Genomic DNA, 25,302 nt, shown 5'->3' with positions numbered 1-25,302 from the left:
GACTAGTAATTCAATAAGAAAATGAAGGTGAGATCATGGCGATGGAAGATAACTTAAACGAACAAACGGATTATGGTGCAAGTCAAATACAGGTCCTTGAAGGTTTAGAAGCGGTTCGTACGTCCGGGAATGTATATTGGTTCAACGAGTGGTAGAGGCTTACACCATTTAGTTTGGGAAATCGTTGATAACAGTATAGATGAAGCCCTAGCAGGATATTGTGACCATATTCAAATCATCATCGAGAAAGATAACAGTATTACGGTCATAGATGATGGACGTGGCATTCCTGTAGATATGCATAAAAAAGCTGGTAAACCAGCTTTAGAAGTTATTATGACGGTTCTACATGCTGGTGGTAAGTTTGATAGTGGTACATATAAAGTATCTGGAGGTCTTCATGGTGTAGGGGCTTCAGTTGTAAACGCGTTATCTGAACGTTGTGAGGTTTATGTTCATCGTGATGGTAAATTATATTACCAAAGTTACCAGCGCGGAATCCCTAATGATGAAGTGAAAGTTATTGGTGAGACGGATAAAACAGGTACGAAGACAAACTTTAAGCCAGACCCTGAAATTTTCACAGAAACAGAAGAGTATGAATATGAACAGCTACTGCATCGTACGAGGGAATTAGCATATTTAAATAAACAGCTTAAGATTTCGATTGAAGACAGACGTGAAGAAGAGCCTGAAGCTGAGCATTTCTACTATGAAGGCGGAATTGCCGAATATGTTGAGCATCTTAATCGTAAGCGTGAAACGTTACACGAACCGATTTACGGTGAAAGTGATATAGATGACATTACGGTTGAGTTTGCTATTCAGTATAATGACGGATTTGCTAGTAATATATACTCGTTTACAAATAATATACACACGGCTGAAGGCGGAACTCATGAAAGTGGGTTCAAAACAGCTTTAACTCGTGTCATTAATGATTATGCAAGAAAGAACCATTTGTATAAAGAAAATGATCCTAACTTAATCGGTGATGATGTTAGGGAAGGTTTAACGGCTATTATCTCGGTCAAACACCCTGACCCTCAGTTTGAAGGACAAACTAAGACGAAGTTAGGTAATAGTGAAGTTAGAACAATTACAGATCAAATCTTCTCTGATAAGTTCTCAACATTTTTAATTGAAAACCCTAAAGTGGCGAGACAAATTGTTGAAAAAGGCTTAATGGCTTCACGTGCTCGCATTGCAGCTAAAAAAAGCGCGTGAAGTAACAAGACGTAAAAGCGCACTAGAAGTATCAAGCCTACCAGGTAAGTTAGCTGATTGCGCCTCTAAAGATGCATCTATTAGTGAGATGTATATTGTTGAGGGTGACTCAGCTGGCGGTTCGGCTAAACAAGGGCGCGATCGTCATTTTCAAGCTATTTTACCTTTAAGGGGTAAAATTATTAACGTAGAAAAGGCTCGTTTAGATAAAATTTTATCTAACAATGAAATCCGTGCGATGATCACGGCTTTAGGCACAGGAATTGGTGAGGAATTTGATATTGAACAATCACGCTATCATAAGATTGTGATTATGACAGATGCAGACGTTGATGGCGCACACATACGAACACTATTATTAACTTTCTTCTACCGTTATATGCGCCCACTGATAGAGCGTGGTTATGTCTATATTGCTCAGCCACCTTTATATCAAATTAAACAAAATAAAATTTACAATATGCTTATAACGATAAAGAATTGGATCGTATATTAGCTGAAATCCCAGCAACTCCAAAACCTAACATCCAACGTTATAAAGGTCTAGGTGAAATGAATCCAACGCAGTTATGGGAGACAACGATGAATCCTGAAACGAGAACATTATTACAGGTTAATCTTGAAGATGCGATGGATGCGGATGAAATTTTTGAAACATTAATGGGAGATCAAGTAGAACCTAGACGTGATTTCATAGAACAGAATGCACAATACGTTAAAAATTTAGATATCTAAGTTGTGGTAAGAGCGCAAGTGTACGGCATTAGTTTCTTGCGCTCATTACCGTTAGGGAGGTAATGACGGTTGGATCAACAACGACCAAAAGTAGAAGAAATTAATATTAGTCAAGAAATGCGAACATCGTTTTTAGATTATGCAATGAGTGTCATTGTTTCACGTGCTTTACCAGATGTTCGTGATGGTTTAAAACCTGTACATAGACGTATCCTTTATGCGATGCATGATTTAGGAATGCATTCAGATAAGGCTTATAAGAAATCAGCACGTATTGTTGGTGAAGTAATTGGTAAGTATCACCCTCATGGTGATTCAGCAGTTTATGAAGCAATGGTACGAATGGCGCAGGATTTTAACTTCCGTAATATGTTAGTGGATGGTCACGGTAACTTCGGTTCTGTAGATGGTGACTCAGCCGCTGCGATGCGTTATACCGAGGCTCGTATGTCAAAGATTTCTATGGAGCTGCTTCGAGATATAAATAAAAATACGATTGACTACGATGACAACTATGATGGCACAGAAAAAGAGCCAGTTGTTTTACCTGCAAAGTTTCCAAACTTGCTTGTTAACGGTGCATCAGGTATTGCTGTTGGGATGGCAACCAATATTCCTCCGCACCAATTAGGGGAAGTTATTGATGCCGTATTAGCGATTAGTGAAAATCCAGATATAACAATTGAAGAACTGATGAACGATTATATACATGGACCGGATTTTCCAACTGGCGGGAGTATTTTAGGCAGAAGTGGAATTCGTCAGGCGTATGAAACTGGTAAAGGTTCTTTAACGATTCGCTCTAAAGCAGATATTATTGAAGAACCGAACGGAAAAGCAACGATCATCGTTAATGAATTACCTTTTCAAGTTAATAAAGCGAGACTGATTGAGAAAATTGCTGAACTAGTTCGGGATAAGAAAATTGACGGTATAACTGACTTAAGAGATGAATCTGACCGAGAAGGAATGCGTATTGTCATTGAATTAAGGCGCGATGCAAACCCAAATGTTGTATTAAATAATCTATACAAGCAAACCTCCTTGCAAACGTCATTTGGAATCAACATGTTAGCGTTAGTTAATGGACAACCGAAAGTGTTAAACATTAAACAAACGCTTGAATATTACTTAGAACACCAAAAGAAGTCATTATTAGACGGACAAAATATGACCTAGAAAAAGCAGAAGCTAGAGCTCATATTTTAGAAGGTTTAAGAATCGCGCTAGATCATCTTGATGAAGTCATTGAATTAATCCGTGGTTCCCAGACCACTGATGAAGCAAGAGATGGCTTAATGAATCGTTTTGGATTATCAGAAAAACAAGCTCAAGCTATTTTAGATATGCGTTTGCAACGTCTAACAGGCTTAGAGCGTGATAAGATAGATAATGACTACAAAGAGGTTAAAGAATTAATTGCTGAGTTAAAAGCGATCTTAGCTGATGAACAAAAGGTTTTAGATATCATTAAAGAGGAACTTCTTGAAATTAAAGAGAAATTTAATGATACTCGCCGCACTGAAATTACTATTGGTGGTACAGACTTTATTGAAGATGAAGACTTAATTCCAGAAGAAACGGTCATCATTAGTTTGACGCACAGGGGTTATATTAAACGCCTACCTGCCACAACTTATCGTGCGCAACGAAGAGGTGGCCGAGGTATACAGGGGATGGGGACGAATGATGATGATTTCATCGAACATCTATTATCAACATCCACCCACGACACTTTATTATTCTTTACAAATAAAGGTAAGGTGTACCGTGCGAAAGGTTATGAAATTCCTGAGTTTAGCCGTACAGCTAAAGGTATTCCGTTAGTTAACGTTCTTCAAGTGGAAAAAGATGAATGGGTCAATGCGGTCATTAGTGTTAAAGAATTCGATTCTGATTGGTTCTTATTCTTTACCACAAGAAAGGACTATCAAAACGAACATCTCTAGAGAACTTTGCTAATATTCGCCGTGGTGGTTTAAGAGCAATTAATCTTCGTGAAGATGATGAACTCATATCCGTTCGCTTAACGGATGGCGATAAAAATATGATGATTGCAACGAAGAATGGTTTACTGATTCGCTTCCATGAATCTGATGTACGCTCAATGGGACGTACGGCTTCAGGCGTTAAAGGCATCACGCTAAAAGAAGGCGATGAGGTCGTATCAATGGAAATCATTGATAAAGGGGTCGATCTTCTAACTGTAACGTCTAAAGGTTTTGGAAAACGAACGCACGAAGATGAGTATCGTCTTCAAAACGTGGTGGTAAAGGAATTATCACTTGTAAATTAAGTGAGAAGAATGGTTCAGTTGTAGCAGTTAAGCCTGTTACTGGTGATGAAGACCTAATGTTAATGACGGCAAGTGGGGTATTGATTAGAATGTCTTCTGAATCAATCTCACAAACGGGCCGTAATACACAAGGTGTTAAATTAATCCGTTTAGCGGAAGAGGAAGAAGTAGCAACTGTAGCACGAGTAGAGAAAGAAGAGCCTGAAGATGACATTGAAGATCAAGAGGCTACAGAAGAGCATACTGATTCAACTAATAGTGACGAGACAACTGAAGAATAAACATTTTACAACTAGAAAACTCGTCTTTAAGTAGGCGAGTTTTCTTCTCACTATTAAATATAAGTTCATTTGGGGAGAGGGGGAATTTGTTTGAAAGTTCTTCCGGAAAATTTGGTGCCAGGATGTCTGCTCCTTAAGGATGTTCAAGGTAAAACGATTCATCCAATCGTGCCAAAAAATACAGTGGTTGAACCAATCCATATTAAAGTTTTAAAAGATTTTGAGGTCCCTTACGTTGAAGTGGCCTCTAGACTAGTGAATGGCGATACTTTTCAAGCGCCTGAGGTTGACCCAAATACTATAAAACAGGAACAAAATCATTCAAAAATGCAAAAAGAACCAAAAGAATATACTTTTTTGATTATTATGTTCATGCCGTTAAACAAACAAAGCATCTGTTTGAAAACTGGGAGGAACATCCGCAGCTTGACTTAAATAAAATTCGTCAGATCGTAGCACCATTTATGCAAGAAGTGAATCTATCGATTGAAATGTTACTTGAATTGCATCACTACAATGACAAACATGATTATATTTATCACCATATGGTGGCCAATTCTATTATTTCAGGATTTATTGCTAAAAAACTGAACTACGATCATTCAGATTGCATGCAGGTTGCCCTTGCTGCTTATTTAAGTGACATCGGAATGATTAAGGAAGGTGCCTATTTTTATAAGAAAGATGGTGTTTTGACTGAGGCAGAGTATGAAAAAGTGCAGAAACATCCGATTGTCTCTTATCGTATGCTTGAACATGAGCCGTTCTTAAGCCGAAATATCAAACTAGCTGTATTGCAGCACCATGAACGATTAGATGGCTCTGGCTACCCACTTGGTGTCAAAGAAGACAAACTTCATTCTTTTGCGAGAATCATTGCAGTAAGTGACATGTACCATGCGATGACTTCAGAAAGGTTATACCGTAAAAAACAATCTCCTTTTAAAGTGATTGAAGAGATGATGAATGAATTTTTAGGGAAACTAGATTTAAAAATTATTGAAGCATTAGTTCAATCCATTGTTTATTTCTCGAACGGCACTAGGGTTAGATTAACCAATAATGAAATAGGTGAGATCGTATTTGTTGATGAACGTCATCCGACAAGACCTATGGTTAAAAGTGAGTCGAATGATGAAATTATTCAGCTTGTAAATCATCAAGATTTATATATCGAAGAAATTATAAGCTCTTGAATTCTTCATTTTTTCACTTGTAATATGAGTTACTGTTACTCTAAAAAGGTTTTCTATTGAACAGAACAGTTAATGTTTATTAAGTCAGGCATTTGAGCCGAATAATGAATCGGTTCAATGCTATTTTTTTGGATATCTTTAAAAACTAGAGTATTTTGTAAATAATGGATGATTAGAGAACTGAGATTCTACTTCATTAGGTAACAAGGACTAATTTATTTCAATTTAAATAATTTGTCTAAATTTCCAATGTGAACGTGCTAGAAATCATGTATAATAGGAACGTAAAAGAATTTCAATGGGGGAAGACAGAATGAAGAGAACGCTACACACGATAAGATTATGGATCATGATTGCTGTATTAGCATTAAGCTCATTATATATTGCACCAATTGCTTCAAGTGCAAGTTCATTTGATGTCAATGCTGAGTCAGCTATTTTAGTAGATTTTGAGACAGGAGATGTGTTATTTGCTAAAAATGCAGATACATCACTGCCTCCTGCTAGTATGACAAAGATGATGACGGAATATTTAGTATTAGAGGCAATTAAAATGGTGAGATTACTTGGGAGACTGAAACGCAAATTAGTGAATATGCTTACAGTATTTCAGCTGATAATAGTTTCTCTGGAGTTGGACTGCGCTTAGATCACCCATATACAGTTAAAGATTTATACGACGCAATGGTGATTAATTCAGATAACGCAACGACTATCGCATTAGCTGAATTAATTGCAGGTTCTGAAGGTGAATTTGTAAAAATGATGAATGCTAAAGCTAAAGAACTTGGCATGAAAGATTATGAATTTGTTAATTCCACAGGCTTAAATAATAGTTCATTAGGTGAAAATTACCCAGAAGGAACGGACCCTAATGGAGAGAACATGATGTCCGCTCGTGATACAGCTAAATTAGCTTATCATTTAGTAAAAGATTACCGAGAAGTATTAGAGGTATCTAGTATTCCTGTAAAAGAATTTGAAGGTAACACTATGATTAACTGGAACTGGATGTTACCTGGGCACGAAAGTCAGAACTTTAAACAATATTCTTATAAAGGTTTAGATGGACTAAAAACGGGACATACAGATTTAGCTGGTTATACATTTACGGGGACAGCTGAACGAGATGGTCAGCGTTTAATTTCTGTTGTTATGCGCACAGATAGTATTGGAGCGCGCTTTTTTGAGACAGCCAAATTATTAGATTATGGTTTTAATAACTTCAGTAAAACTACATTAGTTGAAGCAGGATACCAAGTTGAAGGTGAATCTTCTATTCCTGTAGCTAAAGGTAAAGAGGAATCAGTTTCTGTTGAGGCTGGTCAAGCTATTGAAAAAGTAATTAAAGAAGGCGAAGAAGAGAACTACTCGGCTAAATTCGAAGTTAGTGAAGAGGCTCTAAATGACAATGGTGAGTTAGTTGCGCCAATAGAAGCGGGTACTGAAGTAGGTAAGGTTGTTTTAACTTACGAGGGTGAAGAGGATTTTGGTCATTTAGTTGATGGCGATCAAATATCTGTACCGCTTGTAACTTCTGATGGGGTTGAAAAATCCAACTGGTTTGTATTAATGTTACAAGCAATAGGGGATTTTTTCGTTGATTTATTTGGTAGTATAAAAGGTTTATTTAACTAAAGATAAACAAATAGGGGGAGTTTTATATGAGTCAAATAGGTACAGACCGTGTCAAAAGAGGTATGGCCGAAATGCAAAAAGGCGGCGTCATCATGGACGTTGTGAATGCAGAGCAAGCTAAAATTGCAGAAGAAGCGGGTGCTGTTGCTGTTATGGCTTTAGAGCGTGTACCAGCAGATATTCGTGCAGCAGGTGGCGTTGCCCGTATGGCAGACCCAACCATCGTTGAGGAAGTAATGAATGCTGTTTCAATTCCTGTGATGGCAAAAGCACGTATAGGTCATATTGTAGAGGCTCGCGTCCTAGAAGCAATGGGTGTTGATTATATTGATGAGAGTGAAGTATTAACGCCAGCCGATGAGCTTTATCATATTAATAAACGTGATTATACCGTACCTTTCGTGTGCGGTTGCCGTAATCTGGGTGAAGCTGTGCGCCGTATAGGTGAAGGTGCATCCATGCTTCGTACGAAAGGTGAACCTGGTACAGGTAACATTGTTGAAGCAGTCCGTCATATGCGTGAAGTGCAAAAACAAATTAAAGAAGTAACGAATATGGCGGAAGATGAACTAATGGTTTATGCGAAAGAAAACGGGGCTTCATATGAAGTATTACTTGAAATTCGTGAAAGCGGACGCCTACCTGTTGTAAACTTTGCTGCAGGCGGCATTGCAACTCCTGCAGATGCGGCTCTTATGATGCAACTAGGTGCTGATGGTGTGTTTGTTGGTTCAGGTATTTTTAAATCGGATAACCCTGAACGTTTTGCAAGATCCATTGTTGAAGCAACGACTCATTATGATGACTACAAATTAATCGGTGAACTATCGAAAGGTTTAGGCACAGCGATGCCAGGACTTGAAATGTCGACACTAACGGATTCTGATCGTATGCAGGACCGCAGTGAATAGAGGAGAATCCTAATGCTTAAAATTGGTGTATTAGGGTTACAAGGTGCATTTAGAGAGCACAAACACTCGATTGAATCTTGTGGCCAGGAAGCATTAATCGTAAAGAAAAAAGAACAGCTAGATGAGGTTGATGGCCTAATCATTCCTGGTGGTGAGAGTACCACGATGAGACGTTTAATTGACCGTTATGATTTCTTTGAGGCACTGCAAGAGTTTGGAAAGTCTGGTAAGCCAATCTTTGGTACCTGTGCGGGATTAATACTCTTAGCATCAGAAATCAATGGTCAAAGTCATGCGCATCTAGGGCTTATGGACATGGTGGTCGAACGCAATGCATTTGGACGTCAGCGTGAGAGTTTTGAGACAAAACTTGAAGTAAAAGGTGTAGCTGAGGACTTTGAAGCCGTGTTTATTCGAGCACCCCACATTGTGAATGTGAAAGAGGATACCGAAGTGCTAGCAACTTATGATGGCCAAATTGTAGCCGCACAACAAGGACATTATTTAGCTGCTGCCTTTCATCCGGAATTAACGGATGATCACCGATTAACTCAATATTTTATTGAACTTGTGAAAAAAAGTAAGTTAAAACTTGCAGCCCAGTAAAAAAACAGTTATATTATAATACAAATAGTTAAATGCACAGACGGGAAATAGTAATTATAGATCTTTTTCCAGAGAGCTGGTGGTAGGTGCAAACCAGTAAAAGACGTTAATGAATCCATCCCTGAGCAGGTTAGCCGAAACAAAGAGTAAGCTAATCCGGTCATGCGCCGTTAAAGCTTCCGAGTTGGAAGAAGTGTTGGCTTTTTCAACAAGGGTGGTAACGCGGGTATACAACTCGTCCCTTTTCTTGAGGGACGGGTTTTTTATTTCGTTAAAACATAAGGAGGAGTATCATGCTTGATTTAAAGTACTTAAGACAAAATTTGATGACGTTAAAGCGAAGCTACAACATCGTGGTGAAGACTTAACAGACCTTGATCATTTTCAAGAATGGGATCAAAAAAAGACGTGAGTATATTCAAGAATCAGAAGAGTTAAAAGCACGTCGTAATGAGGTTTCTAAAGAGATTTCTCAAATGAAAAAAGAAAAACAAGATGCCGATCATTTAATTAAAGAAATGCGTGAAGTTGGAGATCGAATTAAAGAAATTGATACGAACCTAAAAGAGGTTGAAGAGAAATTAAACGAGTTATTACTATCAATTCCTAACGTTCCTCATGAATCAACTCCTGTTGGTGAAGATGAGGATGACAACGTAGAAGTACGCAAATGGGGAGAGGTTCGAGAGTTTAACTTTGATGAAAAACCTCACTGGGATGTTGCTACTGATTTAGATATTGTTGACTTTGAGCGTGCATCAAAAGTTACTGGAAGCCGTTTTGCATTTTATAAAGGATTAGGTGCTCGCCTTGAACGTGCTTTAATCAACTTTATGATGGACTATCAAGTGGATGAGCATGGCTATCAAGAAATGATGCCTCCGCAAATGGTTAACACCGAAAGCCTAAAAGGCACAGGCCAATTCCCTAAATTTACAGAGGATGTCTTTAAGCTTGAGGACTGGGATTATTACTTAATTCCAACAGCTGAAGTCCCTGTGACGAATTATCATCGTGATGAGATTTTATCTGTTGATGATTTACCTAAAAAGTTTGCGGCTTATAGCGCTAACTTCCGCTCTGAAGCAGGGTCTGCTGGACGTGATACGAGAGGATTAATTCGTCAGCACCAATTTAATAAAATTGAACTTGTTCATTTAGTCAAACCTGAAGACTCTTATGAGACATTAGAAGTGCTAACAGGACACGCTGAGAAGATTCTACAGCTTCTTAAATTGCCGTACAGGGTTATGAGTATGTGTACGGGGGACCTTGGTTTCACAGCAGCTAAGAAGTACGATATTGAGGTTTGGCTTCCTAGTAGTGATACGTACCGTGAAATCTCTTCTTGTTCTAATTTTGAAGCATTCCAAGCTCGCCGTGCCGGAATCCGTTTCCGCCGTGATGCAAAGGCTAAACCAGAGTTTGTTCATACATTAAACGGATCTGGACTTGCCGTAGGGCGCACGGTTGCTGCAATCTTAGAGAACTATCAAGAAGAAGATGGCTCTGTCACCATCCCGGAAGTATTACGTCCATATATGGGTAATAAAAAACGTATTGAACGTTAGAAGAAGAGGTGCGCGTTGAGCGCGCCTCTTTATTTATAAGGAACTCTTCATTTATTAAAATAACAGAAAATAAAAAAATCTATAGAAAAATGTTGCACGCTGTCGAATCGTATGATATATTTATTTTGTCAGCTTACACGGAGGAGTACCCAAGTCCGGCTGAAGGGAGCGGTCTTGAAAACCGCCAGGGGCTTCACGGCCCGCGGGGGTTCGAATCCCTCCTCCTCCGCCATATACATATTTCAAACAATCATGGTTACAGAGATGTAGCCATTTTATGCCTTCTTTTGGATAATTTAGCAGAAATATCAAACCCTAATATAAAAAAGTGCGTAGGGAGTATGAGAGTTTATGCATCCAAGAGAATGGCGTTCTGAAGAGCCTATATCATCAAAACAACCTATTATATGGTTGGCTTTAACTATATCCCTAATAATGATAGGGGTGATGGCTTTCTTTATGATTCAGAAAGCCAATGAAATGAAAGACTGCAATCCAGAGTAAATGAGCTAAATCAACAATTAAATACCCAGCAATTAACGTTTGAAAAAGACCGTCGTGATATTGAACGGCAACTCGCTGAATTAAGATCCATAGAGGAACAAATGATAGAACTTATTAATCAATTGAACGTGGACCGTGCAGCGTCTTTATCAAGCAATAATGTGCCGGACAAAGTGGGTCTCGTTAAATCTTCAGAACTTAAAATTAATCGTCCGTATTCAGCAATCAAGCAAGAGGTTTCTGGATTAGTGGCTAGTTATCAAATGGCCGTTAGTCAACTAGAAGAGGTTAATCGAGATCTTAAGAAGACACCAATCCACTGGCCAGCTGCTTCTGAAACCGTAAGTTCTCACTTTGGCTACAGAACTGATCCATTCACAAATACAGGTTCATTCCACTCAGGAATTGATTTAGCAGGTCCTTTAGGGACTGATATCTATGTGGCAGGAGATGGGATTATTGAATTTGCAGGCTATCAAGGCGCTTATGGTTATTCAATCTTAGTTGACCATGGAAATTCATATAAAACTCGCTATAGTCATCTTAATGAAGTAAAGGTTAAAAAAGGAGAGTCAGTCACGCAGGGCCAGCTGATTGGTTCAATGGGCACAACAGGTCGAAGTACAGGGGTTCATTTACATTACGAGGTCATTAAGAATGGTAAGCATATAGATCCCTTTCCTTTAATGACATTTTTACAAAATGCATTTAATGAATAAAAGAGCCGGTACGTGAAATAAACGTACCGGCTCAACTAGTTTATGCTTTAATATAATGGCGAGAAGTCTGAATGAAATGGCCAATTCTTTCTAGAATCGGCTCAATCGACTGTTCATTATTAAATAAATCATAGTCATTAATATTAATCCTCATAACAGGACAAGTATTAAAGTTATTAACCCATTCTTCATAGCGATCATACATTTCTCGCCAATACTCGATTGGTGTATCTTGCTCCATTTGACGGCCTCTACTTTTTAGACGGTCTAGTACATCTTCAAATGAACCTTCCAAGTAAATCAATAAGTCTGGATGCGGAAAGTAAGGAGTCATGACCATCGCATCGAATAGACTTTTATAAGTATTATAATCCGTCTCATTCATCGTACCTTTTTCACGATGCATTTTTGCGAAAATACCTGTATCTTCATAAATGGATCGGTCTTGGATAAACCCTCCACCGTATTCAAAGATTCTTTTTGTTCCTTGAAACGCTCAGCTAAGAAATAAACTTGAAGGTGAAAACTCCAACGCTCAAAATCTTTATAAAATTTATCTAAATAAGGGTTGCCATCAACTTTCTCAAAGGATGTACGAAAACCTAAAGTACTAGCCAGGGCATTCGTCATTGTTGATTTCCCTACTCCAACTGTTCCTGCGATGGTAATAACAGCATCACTAGGAATTCCATAACGGTCATAGACGTTCATGTAACAACTTCTCCTTTTTGTATATGCTTCTCAACAATCGATAATATATAAGCTAAATCCTCTTGATGTTTAACAAAGTCAAGATCATCACCATTTAAACGAATCACAGGAATTTCAGGGTTATTCCTTTCAAACTCGTCCATGAACTGATCATAATCCTTTGATAATTGACTTAAATAATCCGCTTGGATATTCTTCTCAACTTCTCTACCACGTTTTCTAATTCGTTCTAATAATGTATCAAGACTGGCATGTAAATAAATCATGACATTTGGTTTAGGCATATCATCCGTTAATGTGTGGAAAATCTGCTCATACTTATTAAACTGTTTGTCATTTAACGTTCGTTTAGCAAAAATCATATTTTTATATATATGATAATCAGACACAACTGGCTTGTCTTGTTGTAAATAATGCTTTTCAATATCTTCTAGTTGCTTGTATCGATTACACAAAAAGAACATTTCCGTTTGAAAACTCCACTCTTCAATGTTGTCGTAGAATTTACCTAAGAATGGATTTTCTTCGACAATTTCTTTAAGTAAGTGAAAGTAGAAATGTTGTGCAATTTTGTTTGACAATGAGTCTTCCCGACGCCGATGGGGCCCTCTACAGCAATAAAAGGTACATGGTATTCCCCCATGAAAACTCCTCCAATAACATATCTTTTCTATTATTCCATGATAACAAATTTCGACTCTAAAGTGGGTGTTTTTCTAGACATTTTAAAAATCCAAAAATATCTAGCAAAGACCTATACACTTTTATTTCATCGACATATTTTATAGTGTAACCAAGAAAAGAGAGGTGAGAATAATGTTTGAAGACAATTGCAATGAATTGGATTGTAAAAACAACAAATGTGTATGTAAAACTGTAGCTAAAATTGCTGCTGCACAAGATGAAGTAGCGGGAAGAGGTCAAGGATGTGAAACGGGATGTAAACAGTCAATCAATGACTTATTATCCCCAACTACTGGACCGAGTACTACTAACGATACAGTTCCATTCGTTTTATACTGTAAAGGAGATTGCAAAGAGTTTATTGGCAGAAGTGTAGTTGCTAATCCTTTTGGTAATAATATGGTAGCTTACAATTGTATCGAAACTCCAATTTTCCGAGTAAGCAAGGTGAAAAAGAATTGTTGTGCTGAATTAGAGTTATTATTACCAGTAAACGAAGGTGGTCAAACACCTGGATCGGGTGGAGAAGATTTATGTGATTTTGTTCCACCAACTGGAAATAGTATAAGAGACTTTCAACGCACAGGTATTTGTATCACTGTAGATTTATGTGAGTTTATGGCAATTGCTTGCTTAGATCCAGTAAGAGCATTACCTGTATCTGAGTGGAGACGTAATTCAGGTGGTGGCGGTGGCGCAAGTGCCCACTGCGACGATTAATCATCCATGACTGGTGCCGTTTTACGGTGCCAGTTTTTTATGTTTGACAAAATACCTATAGGGGTATATGATGAATACGTAACGTCATAAATGACAATATTCGTTTTGCGTTGTATCATTGTAATTGAGAGGAGGTAATCATGATGGAATACGATGCAAAAGTTAAAAATAGAGTGAAACGTTTGGAAGGTCAATTGCGTGGGGTTCTTCGTATGATGGAAGAAGGAGCAGATTGTAAAGACGTGATTACCCAGTTATCTGCAAGCCGAACAGCAATTGATCGGACCATAGGAGTAGTCGTGAGCAATAACTTAATCGAATGTGTTCAAGATGCAAATGAAAATGATGAGGACACAGAAGATAAAGTTAAAGAAGCTGTTAATTTATTAGTTAAAAGCCGTTAACAAAAATTTATACTAAGCTGTTGACGGATTTCATTTTATAAGTTAATATACCCCATAGGGTATTAAAAATACTAAAACAATTTCTTAGGAGGAATTATTTATGGATATTAATAAAACTTTAGATGCAAAAGGTCTAGCATGCCCAATGCCAATTGTAAAAACTAAAAAGGCAATTGAGGACGTTGAAAGTGGTCAGATTCTAGAAGTAGTTGCAACAGATGCAGGTGCTAAGAGTGACCTAACAGCATGGTGCAAATCTTCAGGTCATGAGTTAGTTGACATGAATGAAGATGACGGCGTATTTACTTTCTATATTAAAAAAGGATAATTTTTTAGTTTAACAAATACCTATACGGGTATAAGTAATGTGAGAGATGATCATCAGATTGATCATCTCTCTACAAAAAGCCAACAATTAGGGAGGAGTTATACAATGGCTGAAAAGAAAAAGACGAATATCATCCTATTCAGCGGTGATTACGATAAAACAATGGCAGCCTATATCATTGCCAATGGTGCAGCTGCTTATGATCACGATGTAACAATTTTCCACACTTTCTGGGGATTAAATGCGTTACGTAAAGATGAAAAAGTACAACCAAAAAATCATTTATGGAGAAAATGTTTGGTAAAATGATGCCTCGTGGGGCAGACAACATGCCACTATCTAAAATGCAATTTTTAGGTATGGGTCCAAAAATGATTAAAGGTGTTGTTAAAAAGCATAATGCTATGCCATTACCAGATTTAATCGATATGGCTAAAGAGCAGGATATTACGTTACTAGCTTGTACGATGACAATGGATTTATTAGGTCTTAAGAAAGAAGAACTTTTAGATGGTATTGAATACGGTGGTGTCGCAGCTTATATTGCTGAAGGTGAAGATGGCGCTATTAACCTATTCATTTAATCTTGGAGGTATGAACTATGAAAACAATTGATTCAAAAACAGTACAAGAGAAATTAGATCAAGGTGAAGATTTAAACTTGATCGACGTTCGTGAAGTTGAGGAAGTTCAGGAAGGTAAAATACCTGGTGCGGTAAACATTCCACTAGGTCTAATTGAATTTCGTGAGAATGAATTAGATAAGAATCAAGAGTATATTATGGTATGCCGTTCTGGTGGACGTAGCGGTCAAGCAACACAATTTCTAGAAAGCAAAGGTTATAACGTTACGAACATGGAAGGCGGAATGCTTAGCTGGGAAGGTCCAGTTGAGAAGTAATAATAGGAGGGATCTTGAATGACTAATATTAGTGCAGATCATGTGTTAGATGCAAAAGGCTTAGCATGCCCTATGCCAATTGTTAAAACACGTAAAGAAATTGAAAACGTAGAGCCTGGCAAAGTCTCTTAATTGAAGCTACAGATCAAGGTTCAAAAGCTGATTTAAAAGCTTGGGCAGAGCGTAGTGGTCATCAGTATTTAGGCACAGTTGAAGAAGGAGATGTCTTAAAGCACTATGTTCGCAAAGCTTCTGAAGGTGAATCAGGAGAACAACCTTCTTTTGACAATAAGGTTAATAATGATGATTTAAAACAAAAGTTAATTCTGATGGTGTAACGGTTTTAGACGTACGTGAATCAGCTGAATATGCATTTGGTCATATTCCTAATGCAATCTCAATCCCATTCGGTGAATTAGAGAATCGCGTTAGTGAATTAAGTCAAGACGATGAGATTTATGTTGTATGCCGTACTGGTAACCGTAGTGATATGGCAGCACAATTATTAAGTGAAAAAGGTTTTAGTAAAGTATATAACGTAGTCCCTGGTATGAGTGAATGGGATGGAGACGTTGAAAGTAAGTAATTAAGTAGTAGTTAGTGAAATTGTAGCTAAAGAGGACTTGGTCCGTTCCAAGTTCTTTTATTAACACAAAATTAATACCATAGGGGGTATAAAAAGATGTCAGTAAAAACAATGAATGTTCAAGATATTGCGAAACGAGTAGTCAACAAAGAAGATTTATTCGTATTAGATGTACGTAATGAGGATGCATTTGAAGATTGGAAAATTGAAGGCGACAACTTTGATTATCTAAACGTACCTTACTTCGATTTAATCGAAGGAATTGAACCTATTCAAGATAAAGTACCAAAAGATCGTGATGTAGCGGTTGTTTGTGCGAAAGGTGGTTCATCTGAATTCGTTGCGGATCAACTAGTTGAAGCTGGTTTTGACAATGTTTATTCAGTAGAAGGCGGTATGAAGGCTTGGAGTGAACACTTAGAGCCAGTTAAAATTGCTGACTTAAAAGATGGTGGTGAATTATACCAGTTCGTACGCCTAGGTAAAGGTTGCCTATCATATATGGTGATCTCTGACGGTGAAGCAGCAACGATTGATGCAGTACGTATGGCCGATGTGTTCATTAACTTTGCAGAAGAAAAAGGTGCTAAAATCACTCACGCATTTGACACACACCTACACGCAGACCACATCTCTGGTGGACGCGAAATTGCTGAGAAAACAGGTGCAACTTATTGGTTACCACCAAAAGATGCGACAGAAGTACAATTTGAATACAAACCTTTAGAAGACGGTGAAGATGTTAAAATCGGTTCTTCTAAGATCAGTGTTCAAGCATTATATTCACCTGGACACACAATTGGTTCAACATCATTTATCGTTGACGACCAATATTTATGTCAGGTGACATTCTGTTCGTAGATTCAATTGGTCGCCCAGACTTAGCTGGTTTAGCTGATGATTGGTAGGTGACTTACGTGAAACACTTTATAAACGTTATAAAGAACTTTCTGATGAACTAGTAGTATTACCAGCACACTATATGACAAATGATGAATTAAATGAAGATGGTTCAGTAGGTAAAAAATTAGGTGAATTATATCAAGATAACCACGGACTAAATGTGGACGATGAGCAAGAATTCCGTCGTATGGTTACAGAAAACTTACCACCACAACCAAACGCATATCAAGAAATCCGTGAAACGAACATGGGTAAAATTTCTCCAGAAACTGAAAAGAAACGTGAAATGGAAATTGGTCCTAACCGTTGTGCGGTTAAGTAATAAATAATAGGGGGATAAGGTTTATGACCTTATTTCCCTCATTATTTTTTTGAACTAGGGTAGTTTATGAATGAGATACCAAGGGGGGTTTTCCTGTGGAGTATAGTATATTGTTTTTATTAGTATTATTTCTTATTGGGTTTGCTGGATCATTCATCTCTGGAATGGTCGGAATCGGTGGATCAATAGTTAAATATCCAATGTTATTATATATACCACCACTATTAGGTTTTGCAGCATTTACGTCCCATGAAGTATCAGGTATAAGTGCTGTTCAAGTGTTCTTTGCGACCATTGGTGGTGTCTGGGCTTACCGAAAAGGTGGTTATCTAAATAAGTCCCTTATTTTATATATGGGGATTAGCATTCTAATCGGTAGCTTTATAGGCGGATTTGGATCTAGATTCTTATCCGAAGGGTCTGTTAATTTCGTTTATGCGATTTTAGCGACGATTGCCGTTATTATGATGTTTATGCCGAAGAAAGGTTTAGATGATGTTGCACTAGATCAAGTCACCTTTAATAAAACGCTGGCATCAAGCTTAGCATTTATTGTAGGTATTGGTGCTGGAATCGTGGGTGCTGCAGGGGCATTTGTGTTAGTTCCAATCATGCTGATCGTGCTTAAAATTCCAACACGAATGACGATTGCATCATCATTAGCGATAACGTTCATTTCTTCAATTGGTTCAACGGCAGGTAAGATCATGACAGGACAAGTATTACTTGTTCCGGCTATCATTATGATTGTCGCAAGTTTAATTGCCTCACCACTAGGAGCCAATGCTGGTAAGAAAATTAATACAAAATATTTACACATCATCTTAGCTGGATTAATCTTGGCATCTGCCATTAAAATTTGGCTAGACTTTTTATAGGAATCAGTTAAACTCACCTTTAGCCAGGTGGGTTTTTTATTCGTTAATTTAGGTTAAATTAATTAATAGTTAGAGTGAGGTGTAAATATGGAGAAAACCATTGATTCTAATTATATTCAACAACACTTAGCGAATGAAAGAACTTATTTAGCATGGATCCGTACAGCTTTAGCAATGGTTGGTATAGGTTTCTTAATTGTGAATATCCATTTTTCGTTGAATGAAACCTCTGCCGCAGCTGATCAATTTGCTCAAATGATTGGCATATTCTCGGTGGTTTTAGGGCTAATCATTATTGTGTTCGCGACTTATAGTTATTTAGTTAAAAAGAAGCAAATCAATGAACAAACGTTTCAGCCGTCTAATCGGGTCGTTTGGTTAGTGTCAATTTTTACGATCATTATTAGTATTTTATTTTTCTTATATTTTTTGTATATTAAAAGACCTGGCTACAGCCAGATCTTTTATGAGTTATGCATTTGTGTTAATTGTGTTGAATCCATTTCGTAAATGTCTGGGTCGTACAGGTGACAGGCAACGTGTCTGCCGTCCTCAACTTCTGTCAGTTTTGGCTTTTTATGAGCACAGATATCTTGCGCAAGCGGACACCTAGTTCTAAAAACACATCCTGACGGTGGATCAATTGGACTTGGTAATTCTCCTTCTAACACAATTCTTGAACGATTTTCTTCTATGTCAGGGTCTGGGATTGGAACAGCTGATAAGAGTGCATTGGTATATGGATGAAGCGGTTCATCATATAATGTTTTACTTTCGGTAAGTTCTACGATATGTCCTAAATACATAACAGCAATCCGGTCTGATATATGTCTGACCATTGAAAGGTCGTGGGCAATAAATAAATAAGTTAAACCTTTTTCCTCTTGAAGACGTTCTAACAGATTAATGATTTGTGCTTGTACTGAAACATCAAGTGCTGAAATAGGTTCGTCACAAATAATAAATTTAGGCTCTAACGCTAAAGCTCTGGCAATTCCAATACGCTGCCTTTGCCCACCACTAAATTCATGAGGATAACGGTTAGCGTGATCTCTGTTCAGTCCGACTTCTTCAAGTAATTCATATACTTTCTTGAGTCTTTCTTTATTATTTTTATAAAGGCCATGAACCTCCATTGGTTCTGAGATAATCTCCTTGACTGTTGACCTTGGATTTAGTGAGGCATAAGGGTCCTGGAAAATCATCTGCATATCCCTAAATAACTTAAAGCGTTCTTGTTCAGGGATATCGTGGACATTAACGTCATCATAAATCACGTTACCACCTGTTTTTTCATATAAGGTTAGAATCGTTCTTCCCGCTGTTGATTTTCCACAACCTGATTCGCCTACAACACCAAATGTTTCACCTTCTTTAATCGAAAATGTTACATCATCAACAGCTTTTAACGTTTGGTTTCGCCCAACTTTGAAATATTTTTTTAAGTTCTCTACTCTTAATAAATCTTTTGTCATGTAGACTCCTCCTGGTAGTACCTTCTTGCTTCACATAATTTAGATTCATATCTAGAACCTGCAAGCGAAATAACTTCAATACCAGTACTAGAAATAGATGAATGAATCATTTGTCCGTTTCCATAGTAAATACCGACGTGATTAATGTTACCTTTACCTATGTCACCTTCAAAAAATAATAAATCGCCTATCTTTAACTCATTAAACGCAACTTGCTTGCCTTGTAAGGCTTGGTCTGATGCATCACGGGGGATCCTGTACCCGTTCATCTTATGCATGGTGTAAGCAAATCCAGAACAGTCATAACCGAATGCACTCATCCCACCCCAAAAATATGGGAGCTTTAAAAATTGTTCTGCTGACTTAACAATCGATTGACCATTACCTTGAGGTAAATCTTTAATTGAATTGTAAACCTTTATGTTTTTTGCTTGAAACCAACCCTCGCCTTCAGGTGTTCGAACTTTAATCCAACTCTCTTGCTGCTTTAAAACAGGTAAATAGGTTCCGTAACTTAACTCTAGAAACGGTAATTTATTAGAATCGTATAAAATGGTTTGTTCATTGGTTACTAAAGCAATAGGTGGTTCACGCCAGTCTTGACTAACTAACTTGAGCTGAGTAAGAGGAACCCACCCAGGATAGCCCCGTTCATCCTTTTTAGAAGGTTGATTGACGGCAATAATTTTAGCCCATTTACCTTCAATTTGATCGACAATGACTTCTTCACCGTAGAGAAGCTGGGATTGTACTCGTTTCTCATAGCATAGATGATCTCTTTGTTTTTTGGTTAATTCGTCGTACCATTTTGTAATAATACAGGTTTTGTTAAGCCAACTTGATCGATGACTCTTGGTGATTCCGAATCTGTCCAAATCGTTGCCACAGAAACGTTACAAACCCATATATTAGCTTGTTGTTGGCTCATATTACATAATCCTTTCAGTTAAAGAATGTAGGCTTTATTAATCGTCTTAACCCCTAAACCAGGTTCATCAGGTAACGTCATAATATTTTGCGTATACTGGGCTCCACCATAAATCGTATCATCTGATAACATGAGCGGAGCATCAAAGTCGTACCTGGTGATATTAGGCTGGCTTGCAGCAAAATGTGCAGCTGCTGTGATGCCTAATTTCGTTTCAATCATACTTCCGACCATACAAGGAATCCCAAATGTTTCTGCCATATGGTTAATTTTAGTGCGTGGTAGATACCGCCTGATTTCATTAGTTTTATATTGATTAGATCACTACTTCTTGTTTCTAACACTCTTCTAGCATCAACCGGTGAGAAAACACTTTCGTCTGCCATGATCAGAGTGTGGGTTTGGGTTGTGACTTCTTTCAAACCTTCAATGTCATTAGCGATCACAGGCTGCTCAACTAGTTCAATGTCTAAGCCGAGCTCTTCCATTTTATTAATCGCATAAATGGCTTCTTTAACTGACCAGCCTTGATTGGCATCTAAACGAATGGTAGTTGAAGTGCCTATTCTTTCTCGAATGGCTTTTATTCGTTTAATATCTTGTTCTATTTGATCTTTACCAACTTTAACTTTTAATATTGAAAAGCCTTGGCTAACATACTCCTGAGCATCTTGAGCCATCTCGTCAGGACGGTTAACACTTACGGTATAATCTGTTTCAATTTTATTTCGATAACCGCCTAGTAATTGATAAAGAGGGAGGTTAGCTGACCTTGCTAAACAGTCAAATAACGCCATATCTATAGCAGCTTTAGCACTCGTGTTGCGTACGATCGCTCTGTGAATTTTTTCTAGTAATTGATGTATGTTTTTAATGGATTGCCCTATTAAAAGGGGTTTAAAGACCTCTTCTATACAATACTTAATACTTCTTAAACTATCGCCTGTAATGACAAGAGTTGGTGGTGCTTCCCCATAACCAATCGTTCCATCTTCTAAAGTAATTTTAACGTAAATGGTGTCCGCTTCAGTCACGGTTCTTAAAGCAGTTTTAAAAGGTTTATTTAATGGTATTCGAATTTGAAAAGTTTCGATTTGCTTTATGTTCAAGATGATCCTCCTATGACACCTGGCTCGATGGATAAACGTTTGGCTTCGGTTGATAGATTAGCTTGAACGCCAAGCGGTATGGCGTAATGTGGTTGACAATGGCCGATTTTAAAACCGCTTATGACCGGTTTATTTAATGTACTTAAGTAATCATTTAATACTTGTTCTAACGTAAAGGATGGCCGGTCTTTTTTCGGTTTAGCATTGTTAAAGTCACCAACAATAATACCTGCTGCATCATCAAGCTTTCCGGCGTGTTTAAGCTGAGATAAGAAAGAATCAATACGATAAGGTGGCTCATCAACATCTTCTATGAAAAGTAGTTTTCCATTCGTGTCTATTTCATAAGGGCCGCCTAATGAATTAACGATTAAAGATAAATTTCCACCAACAATTTCCCCGTTAGCATCACCTTTAGAAATTACTTTTAGTTCAGAATATGTATGATCATATATCATGGGTGTAGGTTGAGATAATTGATTGAAAGCTTGCTTTGAATGCTCGTGGAAATCGTCTTTACCTATATCTGATGCCAGCATAGGTCCGTGGAATGTAATAAGACCTGTTTGTTGCCTAATGGCTGTATGTAAATATGTAATATCACTATATCCCCAGAATATCTTGGGATGTTTTTTTATTAAATCATAGTCAATGGAAGCTGCTATTCGACCTGTTCCATAACCTCCACCAGCACAAATAATGGCTTTGATGTTGTCGTCTCTAAACATGTCATGCAGGTCTTTTAAACGCTGTTCATCTGTGCCTGCTAAATACCATGTACTTCTTCGACATAGTGACCTAGTTGAACCTTAAATCCAATGTTTTCAAAAAAGGAATGGCCTTTTTCAGATTCTCTATATTAGGTGGGCTAGCAGGTGCTATGACACCAATAGTATCTCCTGGTTGTAATGCCTTTGGTAGAATCATAGATTAAACTCCTTTAATTTGGATAAAGGGCATAGCTCGGTATGCCCTTTACCTTAATACATTTTATTTCTTATCTGCCCATTTAAGTTCTAAATAACCAACTGGGTGACGTACAATGCCAGATACATCTGGGTTTTGTAAATTGACTTGGTTATAGAAGTGAATTGGGAAGAGTGGCATCTCTTCAAATAAAATCTTCTCTGCTTCATATAAATATTCGAAAACGTTTTGCTTCGTCCGTTTCACTTTTTGCATTTGCGATTAGTTGATCGTATTCTTCATTTGACCAGCCTGTACGGTTCATAGATGAATCTGTCACAAAGCTTTCTAAGAAGTTAACAGGGTCTGCATAATCGGCTAAGAATGAACTACGTGAGAACTGGTGTTTTAGGTCTTTTTGATCCTGTAAGAAAACATTCCATTCTGTGTTTTCTAACTCAACTTGAACATCTAAAACCTTGTTATATGTTTCTTGTAAATATTCTGCAATCGATTTGTGAGTTTCACTTGTGTTATACGATAATGTCACTTGTGGTAACTCATCATAACCTTCTTCTTTCATACCTTCTTCTAATAATTGTTTAGCTTTTTCTGCGTTTGTTTCGATTAAATTTCCGTTTACCTCACGGAAATCTTCACCATTATGATCTGTAAAGCCGTATGATACGAAACCATATGCTGGTTTTTCTAAGTTCTTAGTAATGTAATCAACAATTTCTTGTTGGTTTACAGCTAAAGCAAATGCTTTTCTAATTTTCTTATTTTGGAACGGTTCTTCATTAACATTAAAGCGGTAGAAGTAGACACCTGCTTGTTCTTCATTTGTAACATCATCACCTTCTAAAAGTTGGTCAGCTAAATCAGAAGGAATGCCCGATGTATCTAGCTCACCACTTTCGTACATTTGGTATTCAGTATTAGTATCATTGACCATAGCCCAATGAACTTCATCTAACTTAACAGTATCAGCGTCCCAGTATTCAGGGTTCTTCTCAAAAACCATGTTTTGATCGTGGTTCCACTCTTTTAATGAAAAAGGTCCATTTGCAACAAAAGTATCAGCTTCTGCATGCCAATCAGGGTTTTCTTCCGCAACCTTATGGTTAACCGGGAAGAATGCAGGATTTGAGACTAAGTCTAAGAAGAAGCCAGTTGGTGATTCAAGTGTAACTTTAAATGTTTTGTCATCAACTGCTTCAACGCCAACATCTTCTGCAGATGCTTCACCAGCGTTAAATGCTTCACCGTTTTTAATGAAGTAACCTAAGAAAGCAGCTGATGAAGCTGTTTCAGGATCTAATAAATGTCTCCAAGCATAAACAAAATCTTGTGCTGTCACGGGGTCACCGTTTGACCAATTGGCATCCTCTCTTAAGAAGAATGTGTACTCTTGGCCATCTTCAGATACTTCCCATTCCTTAGCCATGGCAGGCTTAGGCTCATGGGATTGATCTAATCGTGTTAATCCTTCTAGTAAGTTGTTTAAAGTGTTCCAGGAAACGGAGTTAAACCCAACTGGTGGGTCGAACGATGTTGGTTCAGTTGCATTATTTAAATAGAGTATCTTTTTGTCACCTTCGTCTCCCTCATTTTCATTTGAACTTTCATTTTCTTCTGTGTTGTTTTCGCTATTGCTTTCTTCATCTTCACCTTCACCCGTTGATGTTGTACAGGCAACGAGTAGCATGGTCAGTAGTGTGACCATTAAAGCCAGTAACCACTTTTTATTCATTTGTATTCCTCCTTTGGTTTTATATTAATTTTCATATGTTGGACCCTCTCATCATAAAGCCAGCACTCCACGTAATGTGACTCGCTATTTTCATGACGGATAGGATAAACCTTTTCGCAAGCCACCATGGCATGTGGACACCTTGCTGTAAAAGGGCAGCCAACTGGTGGTGAAAATAGGTCTGGCGGCGTTCCATCAATAGGAATCAGTTTCTCATCTTTTTGATCTAACCGTGGAATAGAATGCAGTAGACCTTTTGTGTAAGGGTGTTTAGCTTCGTAGAAAATCTCTTTCTTAAAGCCAGTTTCAATGATTTTCCCTGCATACATGACCGCGATTCGATCTGCAACTTTTGCAACAACACCAAAGTCGTGTGTAATTAAAATTATCGCAACATTAGTTTGCTGTTGAATCTTATTAAATAGTTCTAGAATTTGCGCTTGAATAGTAACATCCAGAGCTGTGGTCGGCTCATCGGCAATGAGTAAATCAGGTTCACAAATAAGAGCAATGGCAATAACAATACGTTGCCTCATTCCACCACTAAATTGGTGGGGATACTGTTTTAACCGCTCTTCTGGACTTGGAATCCCTACAAGGTTGAGCATGTCAATGGCTTTTTCTTTAGCTTTGCTTCTAGATATTTTTTCGTGTTGAATCAAACCTTCAGTTAACTGATCACCTATCGTTAGAGTAGGGTTAAGTGCTGTCATAGGGTCTTGGAAGATCATCGAAATATCCACACCCCGAATTTCCTTCATCTGCCGTTCGTTATAGTGCGTAATGTCTTGATCTTTAAAAACAATCCGGCCATTACGAATTTTTCCAGCAGGTTTAGGGATTAATTGCATGATGCTATTGGCGGTTACACTTTTACCACAGCCTGATTCACCTACAATTGCTAACGTTTCCCCTTGATATAAATCAAAAGATACCCCGCGTACTGCTTTGACTTCACCGCCGTATGTAGAAAATGAAACATGAAGGTCATCAACTTCAAGTATTTTTTC

Annotated in this window: 15 protein-coding genes, 1 tRNA gene, 12 pseudogenes and 1 other annotated feature; of the genes and pseudogenes, 20 read left to right on the top strand and 8 right to left on the bottom strand. The window is 37.8% G+C overall.

From position 1 onward, the window contains the following. Nucleotides 1–35 precede the first annotated feature (35 nt). From gyrB to JCM13188_RS11105, 11 genes and pseudogenes are all read left to right on the top strand, one after another. Nucleotides 36–1,962 (top strand): annotated as a pseudogene (gene gyrB / locus JCM13188_RS11150) (DNA topoisomerase (ATP-hydrolyzing) subunit B). 117 nt (nucleotides 1,963–2,079) lie between these two features. Continuing rightward, nucleotides 2,080–4,539, top strand: a pseudogene (gene gyrA / locus JCM13188_RS11145) (DNA gyrase subunit A). Between the two features lie 90 nt (nucleotides 4,540–4,629). Then, nucleotides 4,630–4,974, top strand: coding sequence for a hypothetical protein (locus JCM13188_RS11140; RefSeq protein WP_054754120.1), 345 nt, complete (start codon nucleotides 4,630–4,632; stop codon nucleotides 4,972–4,974). Nucleotides 4,975–5,003: 29 nt separating this feature from the next. Continuing rightward, complete coding sequence (locus JCM13188_RS11135; protein WP_054754119.1) at nucleotides 5,004–5,735, top strand: HD-GYP domain-containing protein; 732 nt, start codon at nucleotides 5,004–5,006, stop codon at nucleotides 5,733–5,735. A gap of 298 nt (nucleotides 5,736–6,033) precedes the next feature. Beyond that, nucleotides 6,034–6,839, top strand: a pseudogene (locus JCM13188_RS20975) (D-alanyl-D-alanine carboxypeptidase family protein); the annotation flags it as partial. Between the two features lie 51 nt (nucleotides 6,840–6,890). Beyond that, the gene (locus tag JCM13188_RS20970) at nucleotides 6,891–7,373 is read left to right on the top strand and encodes a hypothetical protein (protein WP_369404970.1); all 483 of its coding nucleotides are present in this window, start codon (nucleotides 6,891–6,893) and stop codon (nucleotides 7,371–7,373) included. A gap of 26 nt (nucleotides 7,374–7,399) precedes the next feature. Continuing rightward, nucleotides 7,400–8,284 (top strand): pyridoxal 5'-phosphate synthase lyase subunit PdxS, encoded by an 885-nt coding sequence (gene pdxS, locus JCM13188_RS11125; RefSeq protein WP_054754116.1) that lies wholly within the window; start codon nucleotides 7,400–7,402, stop codon nucleotides 8,282–8,284. Between the two features lie 12 nt (nucleotides 8,285–8,296). Further along, nucleotides 8,297–8,890 carry a pyridoxal 5'-phosphate synthase glutaminase subunit PdxT gene (gene pdxT, locus JCM13188_RS11120; RefSeq protein WP_054754114.1) on the top strand — a complete coding sequence of 198 codons (594 nt, stop codon included), beginning with the start codon at nucleotides 8,297–8,299 and terminating at the stop codon, nucleotides 8,888–8,890. 28 nt (nucleotides 8,891–8,918) lie between these two features. Next, nucleotides 8,919–9,136, top strand: a binding site (T-box leader). A gap of 47 nt (nucleotides 9,137–9,183) precedes the next feature. After that, nucleotides 9,184–10,461, top strand: a pseudogene (gene serS, locus JCM13188_RS11115) (serine--tRNA ligase). 139 nt (nucleotides 10,462–10,600) lie between these two features. Continuing rightward, a tRNA-Ser gene (locus JCM13188_RS11110) sits at nucleotides 10,601–10,693 on the top strand. A 373-nt stretch (nucleotides 10,694–11,066) separates the two neighbouring features. Then, nucleotides 11,067–11,684: a M23 family metallopeptidase gene (locus JCM13188_RS11105; protein WP_054754112.1), complete on the top strand. Its 618-nt coding sequence runs from the start codon at nucleotides 11,067–11,069 to the stop codon at nucleotides 11,682–11,684. 40 nt (nucleotides 11,685–11,724) lie between these two features. On the opposite strand, the pseudogene JCM13188_RS11100 reads toward JCM13188_RS11105, so the two are convergent. Both JCM13188_RS11100 and JCM13188_RS11095 read right to left on the bottom strand, forming a co-directional pair. Next, nucleotides 11,725–12,395 (bottom strand): annotated as a pseudogene (locus JCM13188_RS11100) (deoxynucleoside kinase). Next, nucleotides 12,392–13,038: pseudogene (locus JCM13188_RS11095) on the bottom strand (deoxynucleoside kinase). Before JCM13188_RS11095 ends, JCM13188_RS11100 begins: the two co-directional pseudogenes overlap by 4 nt. A 197-nt stretch (nucleotides 13,039–13,235) precedes the next feature. On the opposite strand from JCM13188_RS11095, the gene JCM13188_RS11090 reads away from it, so the two are divergent. The 9 genes and pseudogenes from JCM13188_RS11090 to JCM13188_RS11050 all read left to right on the top strand — a co-directional run bounded on the left by JCM13188_RS11090 (nucleotide 13,236) and on the right by JCM13188_RS11050 (nucleotide 18,631). Then, nucleotides 13,236–13,799, top strand: a complete 564-nt coding sequence (locus tag JCM13188_RS11090) for a CotY/CotZ family spore coat protein (RefSeq protein WP_279401747.1) — start codon at nucleotides 13,236–13,238, stop codon at nucleotides 13,797–13,799. Between the two features lie 143 nt (nucleotides 13,800–13,942). Continuing rightward, on the top strand, nucleotides 13,943–14,203 hold the full coding sequence (locus JCM13188_RS11085) for a metal-sensitive transcriptional regulator (RefSeq protein ID WP_054754109.1): 261 nt from the start codon (nucleotides 13,943–13,945) through the stop codon (nucleotides 14,201–14,203). Between the two features lie 100 nt (nucleotides 14,204–14,303). After that, a complete protein-coding gene (locus JCM13188_RS11080) occupies nucleotides 14,304–14,531 on the top strand; it encodes a sulfurtransferase TusA family protein (protein ID WP_054754107.1) in 228 nt (75 codons plus the stop codon). A gap of 105 nt (nucleotides 14,532–14,636) precedes the next feature. Next, nucleotides 14,637–15,115 (top strand): annotated as a pseudogene (locus JCM13188_RS11075) (DsrE/DsrF/DrsH-like family protein). Nucleotides 15,116–15,132: 17 nt separating this feature from the next. Beyond that, nucleotides 15,133–15,432, top strand: coding sequence for a rhodanese-like domain-containing protein (locus tag JCM13188_RS11070; protein WP_054754105.1), 300 nt, complete (start codon nucleotides 15,133–15,135; stop codon nucleotides 15,430–15,432). An 18-nt stretch (nucleotides 15,433–15,450) separates the two neighbouring features. Continuing rightward, nucleotides 15,451–16,018: pseudogene (locus JCM13188_RS11065) on the top strand (sulfurtransferase TusA family protein). 96 nt (nucleotides 16,019–16,114) lie between these two features. After that, nucleotides 16,115–17,243 (top strand): annotated as a pseudogene (locus JCM13188_RS11060) (MBL fold metallo-hydrolase). 95 nt (nucleotides 17,244–17,338) lie between these two features. After that, complete coding sequence (locus JCM13188_RS11055; RefSeq protein ID WP_054754103.1) at nucleotides 17,339–18,121, top strand: sulfite exporter TauE/SafE family protein; 783 nt, start codon at nucleotides 17,339–17,341, stop codon at nucleotides 18,119–18,121. Between the two features lie 87 nt (nucleotides 18,122–18,208). Then, on the top strand, nucleotides 18,209–18,631 hold the full coding sequence (locus JCM13188_RS11050; RefSeq protein WP_279401746.1) for a YidH family protein: 423 nt from the start codon (nucleotides 18,209–18,211) through the stop codon (nucleotides 18,629–18,631). Here JCM13188_RS11050 and JCM13188_RS11045 read toward each other — a convergent pair. From JCM13188_RS11045 to JCM13188_RS11020, 6 genes and pseudogenes are all read right to left on the bottom strand, one after another. Next, nucleotides 18,586–19,596, bottom strand: a complete 1,011-nt coding sequence (locus JCM13188_RS11045; protein WP_054754100.1) for an ABC transporter ATP-binding protein — start codon at nucleotides 19,594–19,596, stop codon at nucleotides 18,586–18,588. The two genes, JCM13188_RS11050 and JCM13188_RS11045, sit on opposite strands and share 46 nt — an antisense overlap. Next, nucleotides 19,593–20,471: a C40 family peptidase gene (locus tag JCM13188_RS11040; RefSeq protein ID WP_279401745.1), complete on the bottom strand. Its 879-nt coding sequence runs from the start codon at nucleotides 20,469–20,471 to the stop codon at nucleotides 19,593–19,595. Before JCM13188_RS11040 ends, JCM13188_RS11045 begins: the two co-directional genes overlap by 4 nt. Before the next feature lie 71 nt (nucleotides 20,472–20,542). Further along, nucleotides 20,543–21,633, bottom strand: a pseudogene (locus JCM13188_RS11035) (mandelate racemase/muconate lactonizing enzyme family protein). Further along, nucleotides 21,630–22,560: pseudogene (locus tag JCM13188_RS11030) on the bottom strand (S66 peptidase family protein). The pseudogenes JCM13188_RS11035 and JCM13188_RS11030 overlap by 4 nt, the downstream one beginning before the upstream one ends. Before the next feature lie 63 nt (nucleotides 22,561–22,623). After that, a pseudogene (locus JCM13188_RS11025) lies at nucleotides 22,624–24,292 on the bottom strand (peptide ABC transporter substrate-binding protein). Next, on the bottom strand, nucleotides 24,289–25,296 hold the full coding sequence (locus JCM13188_RS11020; RefSeq protein ID WP_054754098.1) for an ABC transporter ATP-binding protein: 1,008 nt from the start codon (nucleotides 25,294–25,296) through the stop codon (nucleotides 24,289–24,291). Before JCM13188_RS11020 ends, JCM13188_RS11025 begins: the two are co-directional and overlap by 4 nt. Nucleotides 25,297–25,302 lie beyond the last annotated feature (6 nt).

Origin of the sequence: Piscibacillus salipiscarius JCM 13188 (assembly GCF_001311865.1) — a bacterium.
GTDB classification, from domain to species: domain Bacteria; phylum Bacillota; class Bacilli; order Bacillales; family Alkalibacillaceae; genus Piscibacillus; species Piscibacillus salipiscarius.
This window is presented reverse-complemented; position numbering and strand designations above follow the sequence as displayed.